The organism is Mumia zhuanghuii, assembly GCF_042681565.1.
Lineage (GTDB): Bacteria > Actinomycetota > Actinomycetes > Propionibacteriales > Nocardioidaceae > Mumia.
On record NZ_JBHUFT010000002.1, the window covers coordinates 135461 to 155468 of the forward strand.

Annotated in this window: 21 protein-coding genes; 13 read left to right on the forward strand and 8 right to left on the reverse strand. The window is 70.9% G+C overall.

Annotated elements, in window-relative coordinates; genetic code table 11:
- Window positions 1–164 precede the first annotated feature (164 nt).
- The 4 genes from ACFSDF_RS03820 (at window position 165) to ACFSDF_RS03835 (ending at window position 4265) form a co-directional block, all read left to right on the forward strand.
- Window positions 165–794, forward strand: a complete 630-nt coding sequence (locus ACFSDF_RS03820) for a TrmH family RNA methyltransferase (protein WP_167006482.1) — start codon at window positions 165–167, stop codon at window positions 792–794.
- A gap of 585 nt (window positions 795–1379) precedes the next feature.
- Window positions 1380–2744, forward strand: coding sequence for an FAD-dependent oxidoreductase (locus tag ACFSDF_RS03825; protein WP_167006479.1), 1365 nt, complete (start codon window positions 1380–1382; stop codon window positions 2742–2744).
- A gap of 71 nt (window positions 2745–2815) precedes the next feature.
- Entirely contained in the window at window positions 2816–3838 is a 1023-nt protein-coding gene (fbaA, locus tag ACFSDF_RS03830; protein WP_167006476.1) for a class II fructose-bisphosphate aldolase, read from the forward strand.
- A gap of 10 nt (window positions 3839–3848) precedes the next feature.
- Window positions 3849–4265: a DUF3151 domain-containing protein gene (locus ACFSDF_RS03835; RefSeq protein ID WP_167006473.1), complete on the forward strand. Its 417-nt coding sequence runs from the start codon at window positions 3849–3851 to the stop codon at window positions 4263–4265.
- A gap of 131 nt (window positions 4266–4396) precedes the next feature.
- On the opposite strand, the gene ACFSDF_RS03840 is transcribed toward ACFSDF_RS03835, so the two are convergent.
- Window positions 4397–5305 (reverse strand): diacylglycerol/lipid kinase family protein, encoded by a 909-nt coding sequence (locus ACFSDF_RS03840; RefSeq protein WP_377156254.1) that lies wholly within the window; start codon window positions 5303–5305, stop codon window positions 4397–4399.
- Window positions 5306–5417: 112 nt separating this feature from the next.
- Between ACFSDF_RS03840 and ACFSDF_RS03845 the strand changes: the two genes are divergently transcribed.
- Window positions 5418–6716, forward strand: coding sequence for an adenylosuccinate synthase (locus ACFSDF_RS03845; RefSeq protein ID WP_167006467.1), 1299 nt, complete (start codon window positions 5418–5420; stop codon window positions 6714–6716).
- A 3-nt stretch (window positions 6717–6719) separates the two neighbouring features.
- On the opposite strand, the gene ACFSDF_RS03850 is transcribed toward ACFSDF_RS03845, so the two are convergent.
- Entirely contained in the window at window positions 6720–7031 is a 312-nt protein-coding gene (locus tag ACFSDF_RS03850; protein WP_167251362.1) for a DUF4873 domain-containing protein, read from the reverse strand.
- Window positions 7028–7963: an AurF N-oxygenase family protein gene (locus ACFSDF_RS03855; protein ID WP_167251364.1), complete on the reverse strand. Its 936-nt coding sequence runs from the start codon at window positions 7961–7963 to the stop codon at window positions 7028–7030. Before ACFSDF_RS03855 ends, ACFSDF_RS03850 begins: the two co-directional genes overlap by 4 nt.
- A gap of 112 nt (window positions 7964–8075) precedes the next feature.
- Between ACFSDF_RS03855 and purD the strand changes: the two genes are divergently transcribed.
- From purD to ACFSDF_RS03870, 3 genes are read left to right on the forward strand one after another with little or no spacing between them, the layout of a single operon-like run.
- Window positions 8076–9338 carry a phosphoribosylamine--glycine ligase gene (gene purD, locus ACFSDF_RS03860; protein ID WP_167006459.1) on the forward strand — a complete coding sequence of 421 codons (1263 nt, stop codon included), beginning with the start codon at window positions 8076–8078 and terminating at the stop codon, window positions 9336–9338.
- Between the two features lie 41 nt (window positions 9339–9379).
- Complete coding sequence (locus ACFSDF_RS03865; RefSeq protein ID WP_167006456.1) at window positions 9380–9823, forward strand: nitroreductase family deazaflavin-dependent oxidoreductase; 444 nt, start codon at window positions 9380–9382, stop codon at window positions 9821–9823.
- Between the two features lie 8 nt (window positions 9824–9831).
- The gene (locus ACFSDF_RS03870; RefSeq protein WP_377156258.1) at window positions 9832–10263 is read left to right on the forward strand and encodes a nitroreductase family deazaflavin-dependent oxidoreductase; all 432 of its coding nucleotides are present in this window, start codon (window positions 9832–9834) and stop codon (window positions 10261–10263) included.
- A gap of 7 nt (window positions 10264–10270) precedes the next feature.
- Here ACFSDF_RS03870 and ACFSDF_RS03875 read toward each other — a convergent pair whose 3' ends face one another.
- Together ACFSDF_RS03875 and ACFSDF_RS03880 are read right to left on the reverse strand one after the other, a co-directional pair.
- A complete protein-coding gene (locus ACFSDF_RS03875) occupies window positions 10271–10417 on the reverse strand; it encodes a transcriptional regulator (RefSeq protein ID WP_243843054.1) in 147 nt (48 codons plus the stop codon).
- 136 nt (window positions 10418–10553) lie between these two features.
- Complete coding sequence (locus tag ACFSDF_RS03880; protein WP_167006450.1) at window positions 10554–11027, reverse strand: hypothetical protein; 474 nt, start codon at window positions 11025–11027, stop codon at window positions 10554–10556.
- Window positions 11028–11130: 103 nt separating this feature from the next.
- On the opposite strand from ACFSDF_RS03880, the gene purB reads away from it, so the two are divergent.
- Window positions 11131–12561, forward strand: coding sequence for an adenylosuccinate lyase (gene purB, locus ACFSDF_RS03885; protein ID WP_208322453.1), 1431 nt, complete (start codon window positions 11131–11133; stop codon window positions 12559–12561).
- A gap of 75 nt (window positions 12562–12636) precedes the next feature.
- Here purB and ACFSDF_RS03890 read toward each other — a convergent pair whose 3' ends face one another.
- Both ACFSDF_RS03890 and ACFSDF_RS03895 read right to left on the reverse strand, forming a co-directional pair.
- A complete protein-coding gene (locus ACFSDF_RS03890; RefSeq protein WP_167006444.1) occupies window positions 12637–13446 on the reverse strand; it encodes an ABC transporter permease in 810 nt (269 codons plus the stop codon).
- Window positions 13443–14456 carry an ABC transporter ATP-binding protein gene (locus tag ACFSDF_RS03895; RefSeq protein WP_347877944.1) on the reverse strand — a complete coding sequence of 338 codons (1014 nt, stop codon included), beginning with the start codon at window positions 14454–14456 and terminating at the stop codon, window positions 13443–13445. The genes ACFSDF_RS03890 and ACFSDF_RS03895 overlap by 4 nt, the downstream gene beginning before the upstream one ends.
- Before the next feature lie 63 nt (window positions 14457–14519).
- On the opposite strand from ACFSDF_RS03895, the gene ACFSDF_RS03900 reads away from it, so the two are divergent.
- The 3 genes from ACFSDF_RS03900 (at window position 14520) to ACFSDF_RS03910 (ending at window position 17609) form a co-directional block, all read left to right on the forward strand.
- A complete protein-coding gene (locus ACFSDF_RS03900) occupies window positions 14520–15467 on the forward strand; it encodes a helix-turn-helix transcriptional regulator (protein WP_208322929.1) in 948 nt (315 codons plus the stop codon).
- Between the two features lie 102 nt (window positions 15468–15569).
- Window positions 15570–16436 carry a CPBP family intramembrane glutamic endopeptidase gene (locus ACFSDF_RS03905; RefSeq protein ID WP_167006441.1) on the forward strand — a complete coding sequence of 289 codons (867 nt, stop codon included), beginning with the start codon at window positions 15570–15572 and terminating at the stop codon, window positions 16434–16436.
- 33 nt (window positions 16437–16469) lie between these two features.
- On the forward strand, window positions 16470–17609 hold the full coding sequence (locus ACFSDF_RS03910; protein WP_377156262.1) for a serine hydrolase domain-containing protein: 1140 nt from the start codon (window positions 16470–16472) through the stop codon (window positions 17607–17609).
- Here ACFSDF_RS03910 and ACFSDF_RS03915 read toward each other — a convergent pair whose 3' ends face one another.
- Window positions 17610–19265, reverse strand: a complete 1656-nt coding sequence (locus ACFSDF_RS03915) for a TlrC/CarA/OleB/SrmB family ABC-F type ribosomal protection protein (protein ID WP_377156622.1) — start codon at window positions 19263–19265, stop codon at window positions 17610–17612.
- A 119-nt stretch (window positions 19266–19384) separates the two neighbouring features.
- Between ACFSDF_RS03915 and ACFSDF_RS03920 the strand changes: the two genes are divergently transcribed.
- Window positions 19385–20005, forward strand: a complete 621-nt coding sequence (locus ACFSDF_RS03920) for a TetR/AcrR family transcriptional regulator (RefSeq protein ID WP_377156264.1) — start codon at window positions 19385–19387, stop codon at window positions 20003–20005.
- The last annotated feature ends 3 nt before the right edge of the window (window positions 20006–20008 follow it).

Consider the following 20008-nt stretch of genomic DNA (forward strand, 5'->3'; position numbering starts at 1 on the left):
CGCGTGGGCAAGCGCCCGCGGTCCGGCTCGCCGGTCCTCCGCTGGTCGAGCTCTGGCCTGCGCCGGTCGAGCCTGTCGAGACCTCCCGCCGGTCGAGCCCGCCTCCCGCCGGTCGAGCCCGCCTCCCGCCGGTCGAGCTCTGTCGAGACCCGTACGCTCGCCCCGTGGACGGTGACGAGGCGCACGAGACCGAGGTCGGAGTCGGCCCCTGGGAGGGGGAGTGGCCCGACGATCCGCGGTTCGACGTCGAGCTGCTGCGTGACGGCGACCGGCGCAACGTGGTCGACGCCTATCGTTACTGGACGGTTGAGGCGATCGTCGCCGACCTCGACACGCGCCGGCACCCGTTCCACGTCGTCGTCGAGAACTGGCAGCACGACCACAACATCGGCTCGATTGTCCGTACCGCCAACGCCTTCCTTGCCGCGGAGGTGCACGTCGTGGGGCGACGTCGCTGGAACCGTCGGGGCGCGATGGTGACGGACCGTTATCAGCACGTGCGCCACCATCCGACGGTCGAGGACTTCGTGGCATGGGCCCGTACGGAAGGGCTGCCGCTGGTCGCGATCGACAACGTGGAGCGGTCGCGCCCGATCGAGCGCGCCGTGCTGCCGCGCGCATGCGCACTGGTGTTCGGCCAGGAAGGGCCAGGGCTGTCGGAGGAGATGCTCGCGGCGGCCGATGCCGTGCTGGAGATCACGCAGTTCGGCTCGACGCGCTCGATCAACGTCGGCGCCGCGGCCGCCGTCGCGATGCACTCCTGGGTCCTGCAGCACGCGGAGATCTCGGGCTGAGCGTTCAGGTCTGTTCAGGATTCAAGTCTGTTCAGAAACCATGAACAATGGGCTATTCCGAACGCATGAACCGTCAAGAGACCTCGCGGCTGAAGTCGAGCGACCTCCGCAGGGAGAGCGGTCGAGCGTGCGGACCGCACCATCGGGTGGGCCAATGACTACGTGATGACAGTGCTGGGCTTCACTGAGGCCTATGCGAACGCAGACGTCGTGCGGCTGCGTCACGCAGGACGAATCGCCGTCCCGACCCTGGAGGCGCAGGTCGTCCTCAAACTGATCGCGTGGCGCGATCGCCACCGGCGCGATCCCAGAGATGCCGGCGACCTCCGCGCTCCTCGTTGCGGCCTCGCACGGCCCCAACGTTGACCGGCTCTACAGCGAGGGCGCCCAGGAGCTGGCGGACCACGACTGGGATCCCCGCTTCGCGGCAGCTGCTCTGCTCGGGCGGCTGGCCGGCGGGACGCTTGGCGCGACAGCTCGGGATCTGTCCTGGCAGAAGGTCCTGACCGGACATTCCGGCAGCGAGCACCGCAACCACCAGCCTTCCAACGAGGGCTCATCGCCGGCGGCGCCTAGGCTCGACCCATGCCCCGCAGACTTGTCGTGGTCGGAGGTGACGCCGCCGGGATGTCAGCGGCGTCCACCGCGAAGCGCGCGCTCAAAGACGCGCTCGACGTCGTCGTCCTCGAGCGCCAGCCCTGGACGTCGTACTCCGCGTGCGGCATCCCGTACTGGGTCGCCGGCGATGTCACCACGCTCGACGACCTCGTCGCCCGTACGCCTGAGCAGCACCGCGCCAACGGCATCGACGTCCGTACGGAGACGACGGCGATCGAGCTCGACCTCGATGCCGGCAAGGTCGTCGCGCGGACGCCTGAGGGTACGGAGACGTTCGCGTACGACGAGCTCCTGATCGCCACCGGCGCCGAGCCCGTACGCCCCGACGTCCCGGGCGTCGACGCCGACGGCATCCATGGGGTGCAGACGCTTGCCGACGGCCGCCGCGTGCTCGACGCGCTCGAGAAGGACCCGAAGCACGTCGTCATCGTGGGCGCCGGATACATCGGCGTCGAGATGGCCGAGGCATGCGTGCGTCGCGGCCTCGAGACCGTCGTCGTCGGCAGCCACCCGACCCCGATGCCGACGATCGACGCCGAGCTCGGCGCGCAGATCGCGACCGAGATGCGCACGGACGGCATCGACGTCCGCGCGCCCGTCACGGTGACGGGCTTCGAGTCCGACGTCGACGGCCGCGTACGGGCGGTGGTGACCGACCACGGCACGATCGAGACCGATCTCGTGATCCTCGGCGCCGGAGTACGGGCCCGGACGGAGCTCGCCGCGGGCGCGGGTCTGCCGACCGGGGTCAAGGGCGCGCTGCCTGTCGACGCCCGCGGGATGCTCGACGCCGACCGGCACGTCTGGGCCGCCGGAGACTGCGTCGAGTCGCGCCACCGGGTGAGCGGGCGCCAGGTCTACATCCCGCTCGGCACGCACGCCAACAAGCAGGGATGGGTCGTCGGCCGCAATCTCGCCGGGTCCGACGTCACCTTCCCCGGCGTCGTCGGTACCGCCATGACGAAGGTCGTCACGCTCGAGATCGCGCGTACGGGGCTGGGGGAGCAGGACGCCTCCGACACGGGCTTCACGCCCGTCGCGGTCACGATCGAGGCGACGACGAGCGCCGGATACATGCCGAACGCCCGCCCGCTGACGGTCAAGGTCGTCGCCGACCGTCCGAGCCGGCGGCTCCTGGGCGCCCAGATCGTCGGGGGAGAGGGAGCGGCCCTGCGGATCGACTCGTTCGCGCTCGCCCTGTGGAACGAGATGACCGTCGACGACCTGATGATGACCGATCTCGGCTACGCGCCGCCGTTCGCCTCGGTCTGGGACCCCGTCCAGCAGGCCGCACGCGCCGCGGTGTCGACGCTCGGCGCGCCCCTGCGATAATGGCCCCACTGCGTGGGTCATGAACTCACCGCCCCACGAACTGCACAGCCGAGCTCGATGAGGAGTCATCCATGCCCGTCGCAACGCCCGAGGTCTACGCCGAGATGCTCGACAAGGCGAAGCGCGACGCGTTCGCCTACCCCGCGATCAACGTCAGCTCGTCCCAGACGCTCAACGCCGCGCTCGCCGGCTTCGCCGAGGCCGAGAGCGACGGCATCATCCAGGTCTCGACCGGCGGCGCCGAGTACCTCTCCGGGCCGACCGTCAAGGACATGGTCACCGGCTCGTTGGCGTTCGCCGCGTACGCGCACGAGGTCGCCAAGAAGTACCCGGTGAACGTCGCGCTCCACACCGACCACTGCCCCGAGAACAAGCTCGACGGCTTCGTCCGTCCGCTGCTCGCCGCGTCCACCGAGCGCGTGAAGCAGGGCGGTCTGCCCTACTTCCAGTCGCACATGTGGGACGGCTCGGCCGTGCCGCTCGACGAGAACCTCCAGATCGCCGAGGAGCTGCTCGCCGCGTGCGCCGCGGCCAACGTCATCCTCGAGATCGAGGTCGGTGTCGTCGGCGGCGAGGAAGACGGCATTGTCGGCGCGATCGACGACAAGCTCTACACGACTCCGGGGGACGCGCTCGCCACCGTCGCCGCGCTCGGCACGGGTGAGAAGGGCCGCTATCTCACGGCGCTCACCTTCGGCAACGTCCACGGCGTCTACAAGCCGGGCAACGTCAAGCTGCGGCCCGCCGTCCTCGACGCCGCCCAGAAGGCGGTCCAGGAGAAGTACGGCATCGCGCGCGCGTTCGACTTCGTCTTCCACGGCGGCTCCGGCTCGACGGCGGAGGAGATCGCCGAGGCGGTCTCGTACGGCGTCATCAAGATGAACATCGACACCGACACCCAGTACGCCTTCACGCGCCCGGCGGCCGACCACATGTTCCGCAACTACGACGGCGTGCTCAAGGTCGACGGCGAGGTCGGCGACAAGAAGAAGTACGACCCCCGCTCGTGGGGCAAGGCGGCCGAGGCCGGCATGGCGGCGCGTGTCGTCGAGGCCTGCCAGCACCTGTCCTCGACCGGCACGAAGCTCGGCTGAGGCGGCGGACATGTCCAACCTGCTCGGAGAACCGACCGAGACCCTGCTTCCCGACGACCCGGCGGCGGGAGCCGACGGCACGCCGCAGGACGTCGCGCGGGCCTACCCGGCGTCCAGCCTGGCGTGGGCGCTGTGCGCGGACGAGGCGCTCGCGGCCGACGACGACGTCACGGCGTACGCGTTCGCCCGTACGGGCTACCACCGTGGGCTCGACGCGCTGCGCCGCAGCGGCTGGAAGGGTCACGGCCCGGTCCCGTGGTCGCACCCCGGCAACCAGGGCTTCCTGCGGGCGCTGGCCGATCTGGCCGAAGCCTCGGAGCGTATCGGCGATCTCGACGAGGCGCACCGCTGCCGGGAGTTCCTTCGGGAGTCGAGCCAGGAGGCGTACGACGTGCTCGTCCTGGGCGGTCGCGCAGGGGCCGAATAGCCTGTCCTGAAAGGCGTAACAGTGGCCGCGGACTGGAGCCATCCCCCGGTAGACTCCGTCGCGGCCACTGCCACTCACCCCATTGTGACCCGGATGGGGTCACTCCGCAATATGTCCTGTAAGACCGAGTTTCACTCGTCCTGGGTGGGCTTGTCGGGGCCCGAGACGAGCATGCGGTAGCCAGCCTGCTCGATCCGCCAGGTCCGCGTCCGAAGGCCGTCGCTGACCTCGCCGTCGGCGTTCCAGGTCATGGCGTCGCCGGAGATGGTGACCTCGCGGCCCCGTACGGACACGACGTCGTCGCGCTCGGTGTGCCGGCCCCGCAAGAGGCGCAGCCCGTACGCGAGCCGTCGTGGCAGGGCGTCCGCGTGGGAGATCGTGATGTCGAGCAGCCCGTCGCTCGGATCGGCGTCGGGGAGCAGCGGTGCGCCGCCCCCGACGTACCGGCCGATCCCGACCGCAGCCTGGACGACGTCATCACCGTGGTCGACGAGCCGCCCGTCGACCACGACCCGCAGCCGTTCGGGCGCCCCGACCAGACCTGCCTTGACGGCGCCCACGGCATAGCCGAGCGGCCCGAGCCGACGTTTCCACGGGCCAGCCTCCTCGCCGGCGAGCGCGCCGACGCCGACGTGGACGGCGTTCACGACGACGGCGCCGTCCTTGTCGACGGCGAGGTCGAGCGGCTGGGGCTCGGCGTCGAGCAGCCCGCGGGCCGCGTCGACAGGATCGTCGGGGAGCCCGAGCGTGCGTGCGAAGTCGTTGCCGGTGCCCATCGGGACCAGCGCAACGACCTGCTCGGGGAGCCGGCCGAGGGAGTGCAGCGCCTGCACCACCGCGTGCCACGAACCGTCGCCGCCGGCCGCGACCACCACGTCGGTGTCGGTGTGGGAGGCGAGCACGTCACGCAGCTCGTCCGGCTTGGCCGTACGGGCGACCTCGACGTCCCATCGGGAGCGCAGCACAGCGACCACCTCGTCGAGCACGTCGTCGTCGGCACTGCCTGCGGAGGTGTTCGCAATGAGGAGGGCGGAGGTCATGGAGACGGTCTACCACCTCGGGGGGCGCCGTCGGTCGGCGCGGCCCGGTAGACTCTGACCGTAAGAGCCCCGTCGCACGGGGCTTGTCGCATGTCTCAGGTGGTGCAGGTCCATGCCCGCAGTCGTGATCGTCGGAGCCCAGTGGGGAGACGAGGGGAAGGGCAAGGCGACCGACCTGCTCGGTAGCCGCGTCGACTATGTCGTCAAGTTCAACGGCGGCAACAACGCCGGACACACGGTCGTGATCCCCCAGGAAGACGGGACCAGCGAGAAGTACGCCCTCCACCTCCTGCCCAGCGGCATCCTCACGCCGGGCTGCATCCCGGTCATCGGCAACGGCGTCGTCGTCGACATCGGCGTGCTGTTCGAAGAGATCGACGGCCTCGAGGCGCGCGGCGTCGACACCTCGGCCCTGCAGGTCAGCGCGAGCGCGCACGTGATCCCCGAGTACAACAAGGTCCTCGACAAGGTCACCGAGCGGTTCCTCGGCTCGCGCAAGATCGGCACGACCGGGCGCGGCATCGGCCCGACGTACGCCGACAAGATGAACCGTCTGGGCATCCGCGTGCAGGACCTCTTCGACGAGAAGATCCTCACCCAGAAGGTCGAGGGTGCGCTGGAGCTGAAGAACCAGATCCTCACCAAGGTCTACAACCGCCGCGCCGTGACGGTCGAGGAGGTCGTCGAGGAGCTGCGGGGGTACGCCGACCGGCTCGCGCCGTACGTCACCGACACCACCTTGGTGCTCGATCGCGCGATCGCCGACGGCAAGACGGTGCTCCTCGAGGCGGGACAGGCGACGATGCTCGACGTCGACCACGGGACGTACCCGTTCGTCACGTCGTCGTCGGCGACCTCCGGGGGCGCGGCGACCGGCTCGGGTATCGCCCCGACGCGCATCGAGCGGGTCATCGGCATCGTCAAGGCCTACACGACGCGTGTGGGCGAGGGCCCGTTCCCGACCGAGCTGCTCGACGCGTCCGGCGACTTCCTGCGCGAGCAGGGCGGCGAGTTCGGCACGACGACGGGTCGGCCGCGTCGCTGCGGTTGGTACGACTCCGTCGTCGCCCGCTACGCCGCGCGGATCAACGGCGTCACCGACTTCGTCCTCACGAAGCTCGACGTGCTCACCGGCCTGGAGACCGTCCCGGTCTGCGTCGCGTACGACGTCGACGGCGTGCGTCACGACGAGATGCCGGTCGACCAGTCCGACTTCCACCACGCGGTGCCCGTGTACGAGGAGCTGCCGGGCTGGCCCGAGGACATCTCGGGGGCACGGACGTTCGAGGAGCTGCCGGCCAACGCGCAGGCGTACGTGCGTCGCGTCGAGGAGCTGTCGGGCGCGCGCATGTCCGTCATCGGTGTGGGCCCCGGCCGTGACCAGGCGATCGTCTGCCACGACCTGCTCTGAGGGTCACCGCGTCAGCGGGACGGGCGGCGCTCCGGTCCCGCTGACGCGGTAGCCGCCCCACGGGTTGCGCTCTCCGAGCCGTGCGGTCACCTCGGTGCCGCCGGGCGCCCGTACGCCGATCGGCTTGCGCCCGACCTTGGTGGCGAGCGCGGTGAGCGCGTCGGCGGGCTCGAGTCGCCCGGTCCAGTGGTACGCGCCGTCGATCGGCTGCATCACGCCGGACAACGTCCCCCGTGCGGCGACGACCTCGTCTCCCGCGACCAGCTCGAGCGTCCCGACGTACGTGGCCTCGTCCTGCTCCTCCGCGTCGCTCACGCCGTCTCCGGAACCGCGTCGAGCAGGCCTGCGCGCTTCCACAGCAGGCGGCTCGGGCCGGTGATCATGCCGATCTCCTCCAGCGTCGCGCGTACGCGTCGGGCCGCCCAGGTGCGGGTCGCTCGCGCGTACGGGTTGGTGCGGGCCACGCGCACCGCCGTCCGCATGTCGAGTCCGGCATCGCGATAGACGTGGGGGTGGACCAGGCCACGCGAGGCGAGGAACGCCGACGTGGCGATCGCGAGCTTGGACCACTCGCGGGTGACACGGCCCTGACCTTCGTACTCGAGGGCCGCCTCCTCGCGCGCGAACCGCATGTGCCGCGCTTCTTCGACGACATGGACGTGCGAGACCCCGCGCACGAGCGGCTGCAGCGACTCGTCGGCAAACGCCTCGCGCTGCATCTGGTCGAGCACCTCCTCGACGAACAGCGCGGCGGCGAAGCAGGTGGCGCCGTTGGACGTGGCCTTGAGGAAGCGGCCGCCCTCGTGCATGAAGCGCACCGGCCGGTAGTACGGCGCGTCGAGCGTCGAGAGGAGCTTGCCGAACATCACCGAGTGGCGGCACTCGTCGCCGATCTCGGTGAACCCGTACTGGACGTGGGCCGTACGAGGGTCGTTGTCGTAGAGGCGCCGCACCATCATCTGCATCAGCAGCGTCTCGAACCAGATGCCCATCGAGGCGATGCTCGCGAGCTCGAGGCGCGACAGGTCGATGCGCTGGGCGCGCGACATCGAGTCCCACAGGTCGGTCCCGTACAGGGTGATCCGGTGCGGCGGCGCGAAGAACGCGTCGTCGAGCAGCGGGGCGTCCCAGTCGAGGTCGACGACGGGGTCGTACGACAGCGCGGCGGACGACCTCAGGAGCCGCTGGCCGGACTCCTCACGCTGGGCGGCGATGCGCGACTGCTGCTCGTCGGTGGTCAGCGACATGCGCGGTCTCCTTCTGGCGAGGATGTGAGCCAGGTCTCATCGGGAATGTAACACTCGCACTGGCGGATTGCGATGCGCTGGCGCGAAGACGCCACCACTAGGCTGGTCGCCCGTGAAGACCCTCGTCATCGGCACCGGCGGCCGTGAGCACGCGCTCGCGCTCGCGCTCTCCCGCGATCCGTCCGTCACCGAGGTGCATGCCGCGCCCGGCAATCCCGGCATCGAGCAGGTCGCGACCCTGCACTCTGTCGACGCACTCGACGGTGCTGCGGTGGCCGACCTCGCCGCGTCGCTCGGCGTCGACCTGGTCGTCGTCGGGCCCGAGGCTCCGCTGGTCGCGGGTGTCGCCGACGCCGTCCGTGAGCGCGGGATCGCCGTGTTCGGACCGTCCGGCGAGGCCGCGCGGCTCGAGGGGTCCAAGGCGTTCGCCAAGCAGGTCATGGCGGCTGCCGAGGTGCCGACCGCGATGGCCCACGTGTGCGAGACGGCCGACGAGGTTGCCGCCGCGCTCGACGCCTTCGGACCTCCGTACGTCGTGAAGGACGACGGGCTGGCCGCCGGCAAGGGCGTCGTGGTGACCGACGACCGCGAGGCCGCCGTCGACCACGCCGCCCAGTGCGAGCGGGTCGTGATCGAGGAGTACCTCGACGGGCCCGAGGTCTCGCTCTTCGCGCTGTGCAGCTGGAGCGAGACGGACGGCGCGACCGTCGTCCCGCTCCAGCCGGCCCAGGACTTCAAGCGCGCGTACGACGACGACGCCGGCCCGAACACCGGTGGCATGGGCGCCTACACACCGCTCCCGTGGGCGCCTGGCGACCTCGTCGACGAGGTCACCCGCCGCGTCCTCCAGCCGACGGTGGACGAGATGGCGAAGAGCGGTCGCCCGTTCACGGGCCTGCTCTACGCGGGTCTGGCGCTGACGAGCCGTGGCCTGCGGGTCGTCGAGTTCAATGCGCGCTTCGGCGATCCAGAGACGCAGGCGCTGATGGCGCTGCTCGAGTCGCCGCTCGGCGCGCTCCTCGCCGGCGCCGCCGACGGCACGCTCGCACAGGTCCCGTCACCGCGCTGGCGCGACGGGGCTGCGGTCACGGTGGTCATCGCCGCCGAGGACTACCCGGCGTCGCCGCGCAAGGGCGACGTCATCACCGGGGTCGAGGCCGCCGACGCGCTCGAGGGCGTCGACGTCATCCACGCCGGCACCGCGCGCGACGCCGACGGCAACCTCGTCACCGCCGGTGGCCGGGTGCTGACCGTGACGGCACGCGGGGACGATCTCGCCGACGCGCGCCGCCGGGCGTACGAGGCCGTGGACCTGATCCACATCGACGGCGGGTTCTCGCGTCGCGACATCGCCGCGAAGGCGGCTGCCGTCTAAGCCCTCGCGCGACGCGCGAGGGCGGGTGCACACTGGCGGACATGCCGATCACTGGAGAGTACGTCCCGAGCGCGTGGAAGATGTCGCGTGACCAGGTCGAGGGGTACGAGGCGTCCGGCGGGCGTACGCACCGCACGATCGTGGGCAAGCCCGTCGTCATCGTCACCTATCGCGGTCGCACCACGGGCAAGGTGCGCAAGACGCCGGTGATGCGGGTCGAGCACGACGGCGTCTATGCGATCGTCGCGTCGCTGGGCGGTGCCCCGCAGCACCCGCAGTGGTACGCGAGCGTCGTCGCCGACCCGCACGTGATGCTCCAGGACGGGCCCGAGCCTGCGGACTTCGTCGCGCGCGAGGTGCACGGTGACGAGAAGGCACTGTGGTGGGAGCGGGCCGTCGAGGCCTTTCCTCCGTACGCCGGCTATCAGAAGAAGACGACTCGCGAGATCCCTGTCCTCGTGCTGGAGCCCGTTACCGGTGCTTGACTGGGCAGATGTCAGTCACCGGAGAGTACGAACCGAGCCCGTCGGCACGCGTGCGCAAGCACGTGGAGGAGATGGAGACGACGGGTGTCCCGACCGGCACGCCTCTCGACAAGCCGATCGTCGTCATGACGTTCCACAGTCGTCGTTCGCACAAGGTCCACAAGACGGCCGTGATGCGGGTCGAGCACGACGGCTCCTACGCCTTGGTCGCGTCCAAGGGCGGGGCGCCACAGCACCCGGCGTGGTACCACGCGCTCACCCTGCATCCCGAGATCGACCTGCAGGACGGGACGGAGAAGCGTGCCATGCGCGTCCGCGAGCTCCACGGTGACGAGCGCCAGGGGTGGTGGAAGCGGGCGGTCGAGGCGTTTCCGCCGTACGCGGAGTACCGGCGCCGCACCGACCGCGAGATCCCCGTCCTGCTCGCCGAACCGGTGTAGGAGCGGCTCAGTCGCCGAGGAGCTCCTTGAGCGCCGTGCGGTAGCGGCGGTAGGCCGCCCGGCCGGTCGCGGTGAGCGAGTAGGACGTGCCTGACCCGCGTCCGCGTCCGCTCTTGTGCACCTTCACGTAGCCAGCGGCATCGAGCGCAGACATCTGCTTCGACAGGTCCGACTCCGTGAGGCCGAGGTGGCCAGGAGGAACCGGAACGTCACGTGGTCAGAGGAGGTCAGCACGGCCATCGCGGCCAGCCGCTTCGGCGCGTGGATCACCGGGTCGAGGTCGGCGAGGGTCAACCGAGACGCTCCTTCGCCGCCGCTGCTGCCCGGGCGTACGCGCGCTCGTACCACCACAGTCCGGCCCCCACGGTGACGAACCCGACCGCTGCGCACAACCACCACGGGGCGACGGCGACCGTGGCCGCGTTGACCGCGAGCGCGACCGCAGCCCCCACGAGATAGCTACGCCCGACGCTCCGGATCTCGAACGGCTTCTTGCCGCGCAGCGAGGGCGGCGCCTCGTGGTAGCGCTGGTACCAGCCCAGGTAGACGCCGACCAATACCGACAACCCGACGTTGCTGGCGGCGGCCCAGATGCGGTACGGGTCGTTGCCGTACGTCAGCTTCGCGAGAGCCGCGAGGGCAGCGGACGCGAGCGCGGTTGTGGGGAGGCGCCACCGGGGAGTCGGCGGAGCGTCGGTGTAGGACGCAGGTTCTGCGCGCTCGAGGTCCCGGAGCTGGTCGCGGACCTCAGAGTCACTTTCCATGACGACGAAACCTATCGCGAGCGTTCTCCACCTGCGCAAGGGAAAGCGGTGACCGTCTCGCGGCGCCACGCTGGATCGGTTCTCGTACGGGGCACCTGGGACAATGGGGCGCGTGACGACTCCGAACGTGCTCGCGCTCCGCTACGCCTCGCCCGAGATGGTCCGCATCTGGTCGCCCGAGCACAAGATCGTGCTCGAACGCCGCCTGTGGATCGCCGTCCTCGAGGCTCAGCGTGACCTTGGCATCGAGACACCCGACGGCGTGATCGAGGCGTACGAGGGCGTCGTCGACCAGGTCGACCTCGACTCGATCGCCGCCCGTGAGCGCGTGACGCGTCACGACGTGAAGGCGCGGATCGAGGAGTTCAATGCCCTCGCCGGCCACGAGCACATCCACAAGGGCATGACCTCGCGCGACCTCACCGAGAACGTCGAGCAGCTGCAGATCCGGTCGTCCCTCCTCCTCGTGCGCGACCGTGCCGTCGCGGTGCTGGCCCGGCTGGCCGAGCGCGCGGCGGAGTTCGAGGCCCAGGTGCTCACCGGCCGCAGCCACAACGTCGCGGCCCAGACGACGACCGTCGGCAAGCGGTTCGCCACGGTCGCCGACGAGATGCTGGTGGCGTACGCCCGCGTCGAAGAACTGATCGCGCGCTACCCGCTGCGCGGCATCAAGGGCCCCGTCGGCACCGCGCAGGACCAGCTCGACCTGCTGGGCGGAGACCGAGACGCGCTCGCGACGCTCGAGCAGCGGGTCGCGGGGCACGTCGGCTTCGAGAACGTGCTCACTTCGGTGGGCCAGGTCTATCCCCGCTCGCTCGACTTCGACGTGGTGAGCGCGCTCGTCCAGCTCGTCAGCGCCCCCTCGAACCTGGCGACCACGATCCGGCTCATGGCCGGCAACGAGCTGGTCACGGAAGGCTTCAAGCCGGGTCAGGTCGGCTCGTCCGCGATGCCGCACAAGATGAACTCGCGCTCGTCCGAGCGGGTCAACGGGCTCGCGGTCGTGCTGCGCGGCCACCTGTCGATGGTCTCCGAGCTCGCCGGCGACCAGTGGAACGAGGGCGACGTCTCGGACTCCGTCGTCCGGCGGGTCGCGCTGCCGGATGCGTTCTACGCGACCGACGGGCTGTTCGAGACGTTCCTGACGGTGCTCGACGAGTTCGGTGCGTTCCCCGCGGTGATCGCGCGCGAGCTCGACCGCTACCTGCCGTTCCTCGCGACCACCAAGATGCTGATGGCGGCGGTCCGCCACGGCGTCGGACGCGAGGAGGCGCACGAGGCGATCAAGGAGCACGCGGTCGCCGTCGCGCTGGAGATGCGCGAGAAGGGGTCGACCGAGAACGAGCTGTTCGCGCGCCTCGGTGCCGACCCGCGCCTCGGGCTGACCGAGTCCGACCTCGGGACCCTGGTCGCCGAGCCGCTGACGTTCACCGGCGCCGCGGTCGCGCAGGTCGGCGCGGTCGTCGCGAAGGTCGCCGCAGTGGTCGAGCAGCACCCGGAGGCTGCGGCGTACTCTCCCGGCTCCATTCTCTGACAGCACCCGCACGGACGTCGAGGCACTCCGACCGATATCTGGTCGGAATGCCTCGTCGTCCTGCAGGGTCGCGCGTCAGCTGCTGGCGCGCATCGCCTTCGCCCCGATGACGAGCCCGACGACGCAGGTGATCGCGGCGGCGACCGCACCGGCGACCGCGTCGCCGTCCCAGGTGCCTGCGATCAGGGCGCGCTCGGCGTCGACGACGTAGGTCAGCGGGTTGATCTTCGAGGCCACCTCGAGCCATCCCGGAGCCCCCTGGAGCGGCAGGAGGATCCCGGCGAGCAGCATCAGCGGGAACAGCAGGGTCTGCTGCACACCCCAGAACGCCCACTGGTTCTCCTTCACGGCAAGCGCCAGCGCATATGACAGCGCGCCGAGCCCGACGCAGAACACCGACAGCACCGCGAGACCGACGACCAGCCCGGCGACGTCGGGACGGAAGCCGAACGGCACCGCGACGCCGACGATGACCAGCGCCTGCACGATCGTCGGGACGATCTCCTTCAGCGCGCGCCCGATCATCAGCGACGAGCGCGAGAGCGGGCTGACGAGCGTGCGCTCGTGCGAGCCGGTCTGCATCTCGAACTGTAGGTTGGCCCCGGTCGTGGACGTGCCGAACAACGACAGCATCACGATCACGCCCGGCACGAACCACTGCAGTGTGTCGGCCGTCGACTGACCCGACGACGCGACGAGCAGCGGCGTGAACAGTCCGAGGAAGAACAAGGGCTGGATGATCCCGAAGACGACCGAGAACGGGTCTCGGACGACGGGCCGCAGCTCGCGGCCGAAGACGAGCCCGATGTTGTGGAGCTGGCTGGTCGGTCGGCTCGTCGGCGCCGGTGCTGTGGCCGTACGGGTGGGGGTGTCGAGGGCGGTCATGCCGCCACCTCCTCGGTGATGTCGGTGGTCAGGTCGGTGCGAAGGTCCGTGCGGCCCTCGCGCAGGCTGCGGCCCGTGAGCGCGAGGAAGACGTCGTCGAGCGTCGGGCGCGCCACCTCGATCGTCGACGGCGCGATGCCTGACGCAGCGAGGTCGGTGACAAGCCCGCTCACGAGCCCGGCGCCTCCGGTGGCCTGGACATCGACCGCGGTGCCGTCGTGCGCGACCTGTGCGGCCGGGTGCGCGGCGATCGCCCGCCGTGCGGCACGCGCTGCCGCGTCGCGGCTCTCGAACGTCATCGCGATGCGGTCGCCCGCGTGGCGCGACTTGAGGGCCGCGGGGGAGTCGTCGGCGACGACCTTCCCGTCGTCGATGACCACGATGCGCTCGGCGAGGCTGTCGGCCTCTTCGAGGTAGTGGGTCGTGAGCACGACGGTCGCCCCGTGCTTGTGTCGCAGGTCCACGACGTGCTGCTGGAGGTTCGCGCGGTTCTGCGGGTCGAGCCCGGTCGACGGCTCGTCGAGGAAGAGCAGCCCCGGCGAGTGGATGAGGCCCATCGCGATGTCGAGCCGGCGCCGTTGCCCGCCCGAGAGCGTCATGACCTTCTGCGTCGCCTGGTCGGTGAGCCCGAGCGACTCGAGCATCTCGTCGGCGCGGGTCCGTGTCTCGGCGCGCGACAGTCCGTACGCCCGCCCGCTGACGACGAGCTCGTCGATCACGCGCTGCGCGTGGCCGGCGCTGTTGCCCTGGCCGATGTAGCCGATCGCCCGACGGACGGCGTGCTGGTCGCTCGTCACGTCGAACCCGGCGACGCGGGCGGACCCTGAGGTCGGGGCGAGCAGCGTCGTGAGCATGCGCAGCGTGGTCGACTTGCCCGCGCCGTTCGGCCCGAGCAGCGCGACCATCTCACCCGCCGCGATGTGGAGGTCGAGGTCCTTGACCGCGGTGACGGTCTTCTTGCCGGAACGGAACTCCTTGGTGAGTCCCTGTGTCTCGATCATCGTGTCCATGGCCTTACTGTCTCGTAGCTTCCGGACAGGTTCTGTCCTGATTGGTGCCCTAGGCTGAGAAACATGGCCGGATCGAGTGAACGCATGCTGCGGCTGCTGTCTCTGCTGCAGACCCACCGCTACTGGACGGGCCCCGTGCTGGCCGACAAGCTCGACGTCAGCGAGCGCACGCTGCGCCGCGACGTCGATCGGCTGCGCGGGCTCGGCTACCCCGTGGACGCGACGCGAGGGGCGGCCGGTGGCTACCAGCTCCAGGCCGGCGCGTCGCTGCCTCCGCTGCTGGTCGCGGACGACGAGGCGGTCGCCATCGCGGTCGGACTGCAGTCGTCGGCCGGCACGGGGGCGAGCGCGTTCGACGACGCCGCCGTCCGCGCGCTGAGCAAGATCGTCCAGGTGATGCCGCCGCGGCTGCGTCGCCGGGTGAAGGCGCTGCAGGACTACACCGACCGAGGCCCGATGTACGGCCCGTCGGTCGACGCGGTGCTGCTGTCGGTGCTCGCCCAGACCTGTCGCGACGACGAGCGCCTCGAGCTCGTCTACCACCGCGCCGACGGCGAGCGGACCCGTCGTACGGTCGAGCCCCACCGGCTTGTCTCGCTCGGTCGCCGCTGGTACCTCGTGGCCTACGACCTCGGGCGCAGCGACTGGCGTACGTTCCGCGTCGACCGGATGTCCGAGCCGCGAGCCACCGGCGTGCGGTTCCGTCAGCGCGAGCTGCCCGCGCCGGACGCGGCGACGTTCGTCAACGAGAAGATCGCCGCGCTGCGACCGACGACCGACGTGTCGTTCCTCGTCCACGCGCCGGCGGACAAGGTCGCACGGGTCGTCCGCTGGTGGGGGACGGTCGAGGCCGACGGCGACGAGCGGTGCTGCGTGACGATGAGCGTGGACACCTTCGACTGGGTGGTGTTCACCCTTGCCTCGGTCGGTGCCCCGTACGAGCAGGTCGAGCCACCGGCGCTTGTCGAGCACCTGCAGCGCGCGGGTGCACTGCTCTCCGGCGCCGGCTGATCTCGACCACCGCTCGAGCGCGCGCCGAGGTGGCGTCTGCGCTACCCCTGGACGGGCCCACGGGGTAGGGATTTCGTGCCACCGCCGCGATGAACTGGAGACATGAACGTCCCCCGTACGCCAGTACTGCCCGAGCCCGATCACGTCCGTCACCGTGGAGTGCGGTGGTTCCTCGCGTTGGCCTTCCTGGGTGCGTGGGTGCCCTGGCTGGTGGTCCATCTGGCCGGCGGTTCGATGGATGATCCGGTGATCCAGCTCGCGACCGCCGCGTTCGTGCCGGCGATCGCGGCGTGCGTGGTCCGGCAGTGGGTAACCCGTCAAGGCTTCGCTGACTCCGGGCTCCGTCTGCACCTACGCACGTCGTGGCGGCACGTCCTGATCGCGATCACGATGCCGTGGGGTGTGGTGCTCGCGGCCGTCGCCGTCGCGATGCTCGCCGGATGGTCGCCGGCGTCGGTCGACCTGAGCGCGACGTCATGGGCCTACCTGGCAGCAGGTCCGCTGGTGTGCCTGCTTGCGGCGCCTCTCTTCTGGGGTGAGGAGTACGGCTGGACCGCCTATCTCCGAGATCGTCTCGTCCCGGGGCGGCCCGTCGCGACCACCTTCCTCACGGGACTGGTGTGGGGCGTGTGGCACTGGCCGCTGCCCTGGGTCGGCTACCTCGGCGGGACCACCACCCCTGCCGACGCCGTGTGGGCCATGGTCTTGTGGGTGCCCCTGAGCATCCTGCTCGAGTTCGTCATCGGATGGCTGTGGTCCGAGACCGGCTCGGTGTGGCCCGGCGCGATGCTGCACGCCGGCGGCAACCTCGTCGCCTCGCAGGGTCTGTCCCTCGTGCTCGGTGACGCGTTCGGGCCGACCGGGTCGATGCTCCTGCTGTGCGCCGGGCTGACCCCGTTCGTGGCGGTGATCGTGCTGAGCGGGCACACCGCCGGTCCTCGACACGCTCGCCGCGGGCTGGCAAGGTAAGCGCACGCTTAGCCTCGTCCCTCAGGAGCCCCCATGGCCGAGATCCACGGCACGTACGACGACCGCTTCCAGCCGCTGATCGACGAGCTCGCACGTCGCTTCGATGTCGGCGACGAGGTGGGCGCCTCGCTTGCGGTCGTCCAGGACGGCCGTACGGTCGTGGACGTCTGGGGAGGCCATGCCGACGCCGAGCGGACGACGCCGTGGAGCGAGGACACCGTCACCAACGTCTGGTCGTGCACCAAGACGGTCACCGCGCTGGCCGCCCTCGTCCTGCACGACCGCGGGTTGATCGACGTGTACGAGAAGGTCGCCACGTACTGGCCCGAGTTCGCCGCCAACGGCAAGGCTGACGTCGAGGTGCGCCATCTGCTCGCGCACATGTCCGGCGTCCCGGCGATGGACCAGCCGTGCACGGTCGACGACCTGTTCGACGCCGAGAGCGCTGCCGCGCGGTTCGCGGCGCAGGAGCCGTGGTGGGAGCCGGGGACGGCGTCGGGCTATCACGCGATCAACTACGGGCATCTGATCGGTGAGGTCGTCCGTCGCGTGACGGGCCAGAGCCTGAAGGAGTTCGTCGCCGCCGCGGTCGCTGGCCCGCTCGGCGCCGACTTCACGATCGGCCTGCCAGCGGACGCGTACGACCGAGTCAGCCCGATCATCGCGCCTACGGGTGTCGAGATGCCGCCGGGTGTGGAGCCGGGCCCGCTGGCGCTCCGTACGCTCGGCGGGCCCCCGCTGCATGCGACGGTCGTCCTCACCGACGAGTGGCGCAGCGCCGACATCGGCGGCGCGAACGGCCACGGCAACGCCCGCTCGCTGGCGACGATCCAGTCGACCGTCAGCAACGGCGGCGTCGCGGGCGGACGCACGTTCCTCTCTGACGAGACGATCGCGCTGATCTTCGACGAGCAGGCGTCCGGGCCAGACCTCGTGCTCGGCGCGCCGCTGCGCTGGGGGATCGGCTATGCGCTCGTCGACCCGGTCACTCAGCCCTACCTCCCCGAGGGCCGGATCTGCCACTGGGGCGGCTGGGGCGGGTCATACGTCGTCAACGACCTCGACCGACAGATGACCGCGACCTACGTGATGAACAGGATGGGCAACGGCCTGCTCGGCTCGCACCGCGGCGCGGGATATCTGCGCGCGCTGTACGGGTGCGTGGACGCCTAATCACCTGGGCGGGCCGTCGTCGATCCGTCCGTCGCGCATCGCGAGGTGCATGCCGGTGAAGCGCGAACGCATCCGCCGGTCGTGCGTGACGACCACGAGTGCGCCCTCGTACGCGGCCAGCGCCTCCTCCAGGTCCTCCACCAGTGCGGGGGACAGGTGGTTGGTCGGCTCGTCGAGCAGCAGCAGGTCGAGGGGCTGACTGACCAGGCGGGCCAGCTCGATCCGGCGCCGCTGCCCGTACGACAGCACGTCGACGCGCTTCTGCAGATCCCCCGGCTCGAACAGCCCGAGCGACAGCAGCGCCTCCGCGTGCTCGTCCGCAGGGCCCGGCCGCCCGTACGCGAAGGCCTGGAGTGCGGTGGTCCCCGGCGGCCACGGCGCCTCGTCCTGGCGAAGGTGACCGACGGTGCCCGGGACCCGGACGCTGCCGGCGTCGGGGCGCAGCTCGCCGGCGAGGACACGGACCAGCGTGGTCTTGCCGGCGCCGTTGGGACCGGTCACGAGCACGCGGCCCCCGGCCGGGATCACCAGCGACGGCACGTCGAGCCGCTCGCCGACCCGCACGTCGGCGAGTCGGGCTGCCGGCTCGTGCGACCCGCCGTCGCCGGTCGCGATCCGCGCGGCGAGGGTGAGCGGGTCTGGCGGCGGAGCCAGCGGCGCCGCTCGCAGCCGCTCGGCACGCTGCTTCGCGTTGCGGATGCGGACCATGGCGCCGTGGCCGCGACCGCGCGTCCGGAACCCGCTGTGTCCGAACACGCTCAGCGGCAGCTTGCGCGGGATCGCATCCAGCCGGGCGACGTTCGAGGCGGCGAGCCGCTCGTTGCGGACGAGCTCGTCGCGCCAGGCCTCGTACTCCTGCAGGCGTCGCCGGCGCTCGGCGGCCTTCGCCGTGAGGTAGCCGTCGTACCCGTTGCCGAACCGCGCGACCCGGCCGCCGTCGATCTCGAGGACGGTCGTGGTGAGCCGTTCGAGGAACACGCGGTCGTGGGTGACGACCACGACCGTCCCGGAGTGGCGCAGCAGGTGGTCCTCCAGCCAGCCGATCGCCGCGTCGTCGAGGTCGTTGGTCGGCTCGTCGAGCAGGAGCAGCTCCGGCTGCGAGGCTAGGGTCGCAGCCAGCGCCAGCCGCGCGCGCTCGCCTCCGGACAGCGTGCCGAGCGGCCGCGCCGGATCCAGGTCGGGCAGGCCGAGCCCGTGCAGCGCGATGCCCACCCGGACGTCGGCCTCGTACCCGCCGCGCGCTTCGTACCGTGCGGTGAGGGTGGCGTAGGTCGCGGCGACGGAGGAGGAGGCGAACCGCTCCGGCGGCTCGCGGGTGAGGGCGTCCTCGAGCGCGTGCATCGCGGACTCGAGAGTGCGTAGGTCGGCGAGTGCGAGGTCGACGGCGTCCCGCACGGTGGCCTCCGGCGGGAGGTCGAGCGCCTGAGCGAGGTAGCCGATGCCGCCCGGTGCGCGGACGGTGACCTCGCCGTCGTCGGGGTGTTCGTGGCCCGCGAGGAGGCGGAGCAGTGTGGACTTGCCCGAGCCGTTGTCGCCGACGACGCCGACCTTTTCGCCGGGCTTGACCGTCAGGGAGACGCGGTCGATCACGCGGCGCTCGTCGTAGGTCTTGGAGACGTCGTGGAGGGCGAGCTGGGAGTGCGGTGAGGTGTGCAGCGGTACTCCTGCGGTCGGGTGAAGCGAGACGGTTCGTCTCGCTTCCTTGACTCTAAGGCGCGTTCGGTCGCCACGTCAAGACGGACCGTCTCGTCTAGTCACTTGCTAGGGTGGAGCCCATGCCGACCCAGCGTCCGAAGTCGACCTCTACCGCCCACGCGTCCCGCCGCAGCGAGTCCTCGCGGCGCGCGATCCTCACGGCCGCGTTCGACCTCGTGCAGGAGGTCGGCTACTCCGGGCTGAGCATCGAGGGCATCGCCTCGCGAGCCGGCGTCGGCAAGCAGACGATCTATCGCTGGTGGCCGTCCAAGGGCGCGGTGCTCTTCGACGCGTTCCTGATGCTCAGCGAGGGCGACGACGGTGACCCGGCGCTTCCCGACACCGGCGACCTGCGGGCCGACCTCGCCCTGGTGCTGCGTGCGACCGTCGACGAGCTCAACGACCCGCGGTACGACGTCCCGATGCGGGCGCTGACGCTGGAGATCGCGCGCGATCCCGCCCTCGCCGCCACCTACGCCGAGCGCCTGGGCGAGCCGATGAGCGCGCTCAAGAAGGAGCGCCTGCGCAGTGCCCAGCGCGCCGGCGAGCTGCGCGACGACCTCGACCTGGACGTGGTCGTCGACCTCGTGTGGAGCCCGCTGTTCAGTCGCTGGCTCCAACGCAGCGGGCCGCTCACCCACGCGTACGCCGACGGCGTCGTCGCCACCGCGCTCGACGGTCTGCGGCCTCGTCTACGCTGAGCG

Excerpts from the sequence above, each read along its gene's own strand:
- ACFSDF_RS03825 (WP_167006479.1), top strand. The coding sequence starts at position 1,380 with ATGCCCCGCAGACTTGTCGTGGTCGGAGGTGACGCCGCCGGGATGTCA.
- fbaA (WP_167006476.1), top strand. The coding sequence starts at position 2,816 with ATGCCCGTCGCAACGCCCGAGGTCTACGCCGAGATGCTCGACAAGGCG.
- ACFSDF_RS03835 (WP_167006473.1), top strand. The coding sequence starts at position 3,849 with ATGTCCAACCTGCTCGGAGAACCGACCGAGACCCTGCTTCCCGACGAC.
- ACFSDF_RS03840 (WP_377156254.1), bottom strand. The coding sequence starts at position 5,305 with ATGACCTCCGCCCTCCTCATTGCGAACACCTCCGCAGGCAGTGCCGAC.
- ACFSDF_RS03845 (WP_167006467.1), top strand. The coding sequence starts at position 5,418 with ATGCCCGCAGTCGTGATCGTCGGAGCCCAGTGGGGAGACGAGGGGAAG.
- ACFSDF_RS03855 (WP_167251364.1), bottom strand. The coding sequence starts at position 7,963 with ATGTCGCTGACCACCGACGAGCAGCAGTCGCGCATCGCCGCCCAGCGT.
- ACFSDF_RS03865 (WP_167006456.1), top strand. The coding sequence starts at position 9,380 with ATGCCGATCACTGGAGAGTACGTCCCGAGCGCGTGGAAGATGTCGCGT.
- ACFSDF_RS03870 (WP_377156258.1), top strand. The coding sequence starts at position 9,832 with ATGTCAGTCACCGGAGAGTACGAACCGAGCCCGTCGGCACGCGTGCGC.
- ACFSDF_RS03875 (WP_243843054.1), bottom strand. The coding sequence starts at position 10,417 with ATGTCTGCGCTCGATGCCGCTGGCTACGTGAAGGTGCACAAGAGCGGA.
- ACFSDF_RS03880 (WP_167006450.1), bottom strand. The coding sequence starts at position 11,027 with ATGGAAAGTGACTCTGAGGTCCGCGACCAGCTCCGGGACCTCGAGCGC.
- purB (WP_208322453.1), top strand. The coding sequence starts at position 11,131 with ATGGGGCGCGTGACGACTCCGAACGTGCTCGCGCTCCGCTACGCCTCG.
- ACFSDF_RS03890 (WP_167006444.1), bottom strand. The coding sequence starts at position 13,446 with ATGACCGCCCTCGACACCCCCACCCGTACGGCCACAGCACCGGCGCCG.
- ACFSDF_RS03895 (WP_347877944.1), bottom strand. The coding sequence starts at position 14,456 with ATGGACACGATGATCGAGACACAGGGACTCACCAAGGAGTTCCGTTCC.
- ACFSDF_RS03900 (WP_208322929.1), top strand. The coding sequence starts at position 14,520 with ATGGCCGGATCGAGTGAACGCATGCTGCGGCTGCTGTCTCTGCTGCAG.
- ACFSDF_RS03905 (WP_167006441.1), top strand. The coding sequence starts at position 15,570 with ATGAACGTCCCCCGTACGCCAGTACTGCCCGAGCCCGATCACGTCCGT.
- ACFSDF_RS03910 (WP_377156262.1), top strand. The coding sequence starts at position 16,470 with ATGGCCGAGATCCACGGCACGTACGACGACCGCTTCCAGCCGCTGATC.
- ACFSDF_RS03920 (WP_377156264.1), top strand. The coding sequence starts at position 19,385 with ATGCCGACCCAGCGTCCGAAGTCGACCTCTACCGCCCACGCGTCCCGC.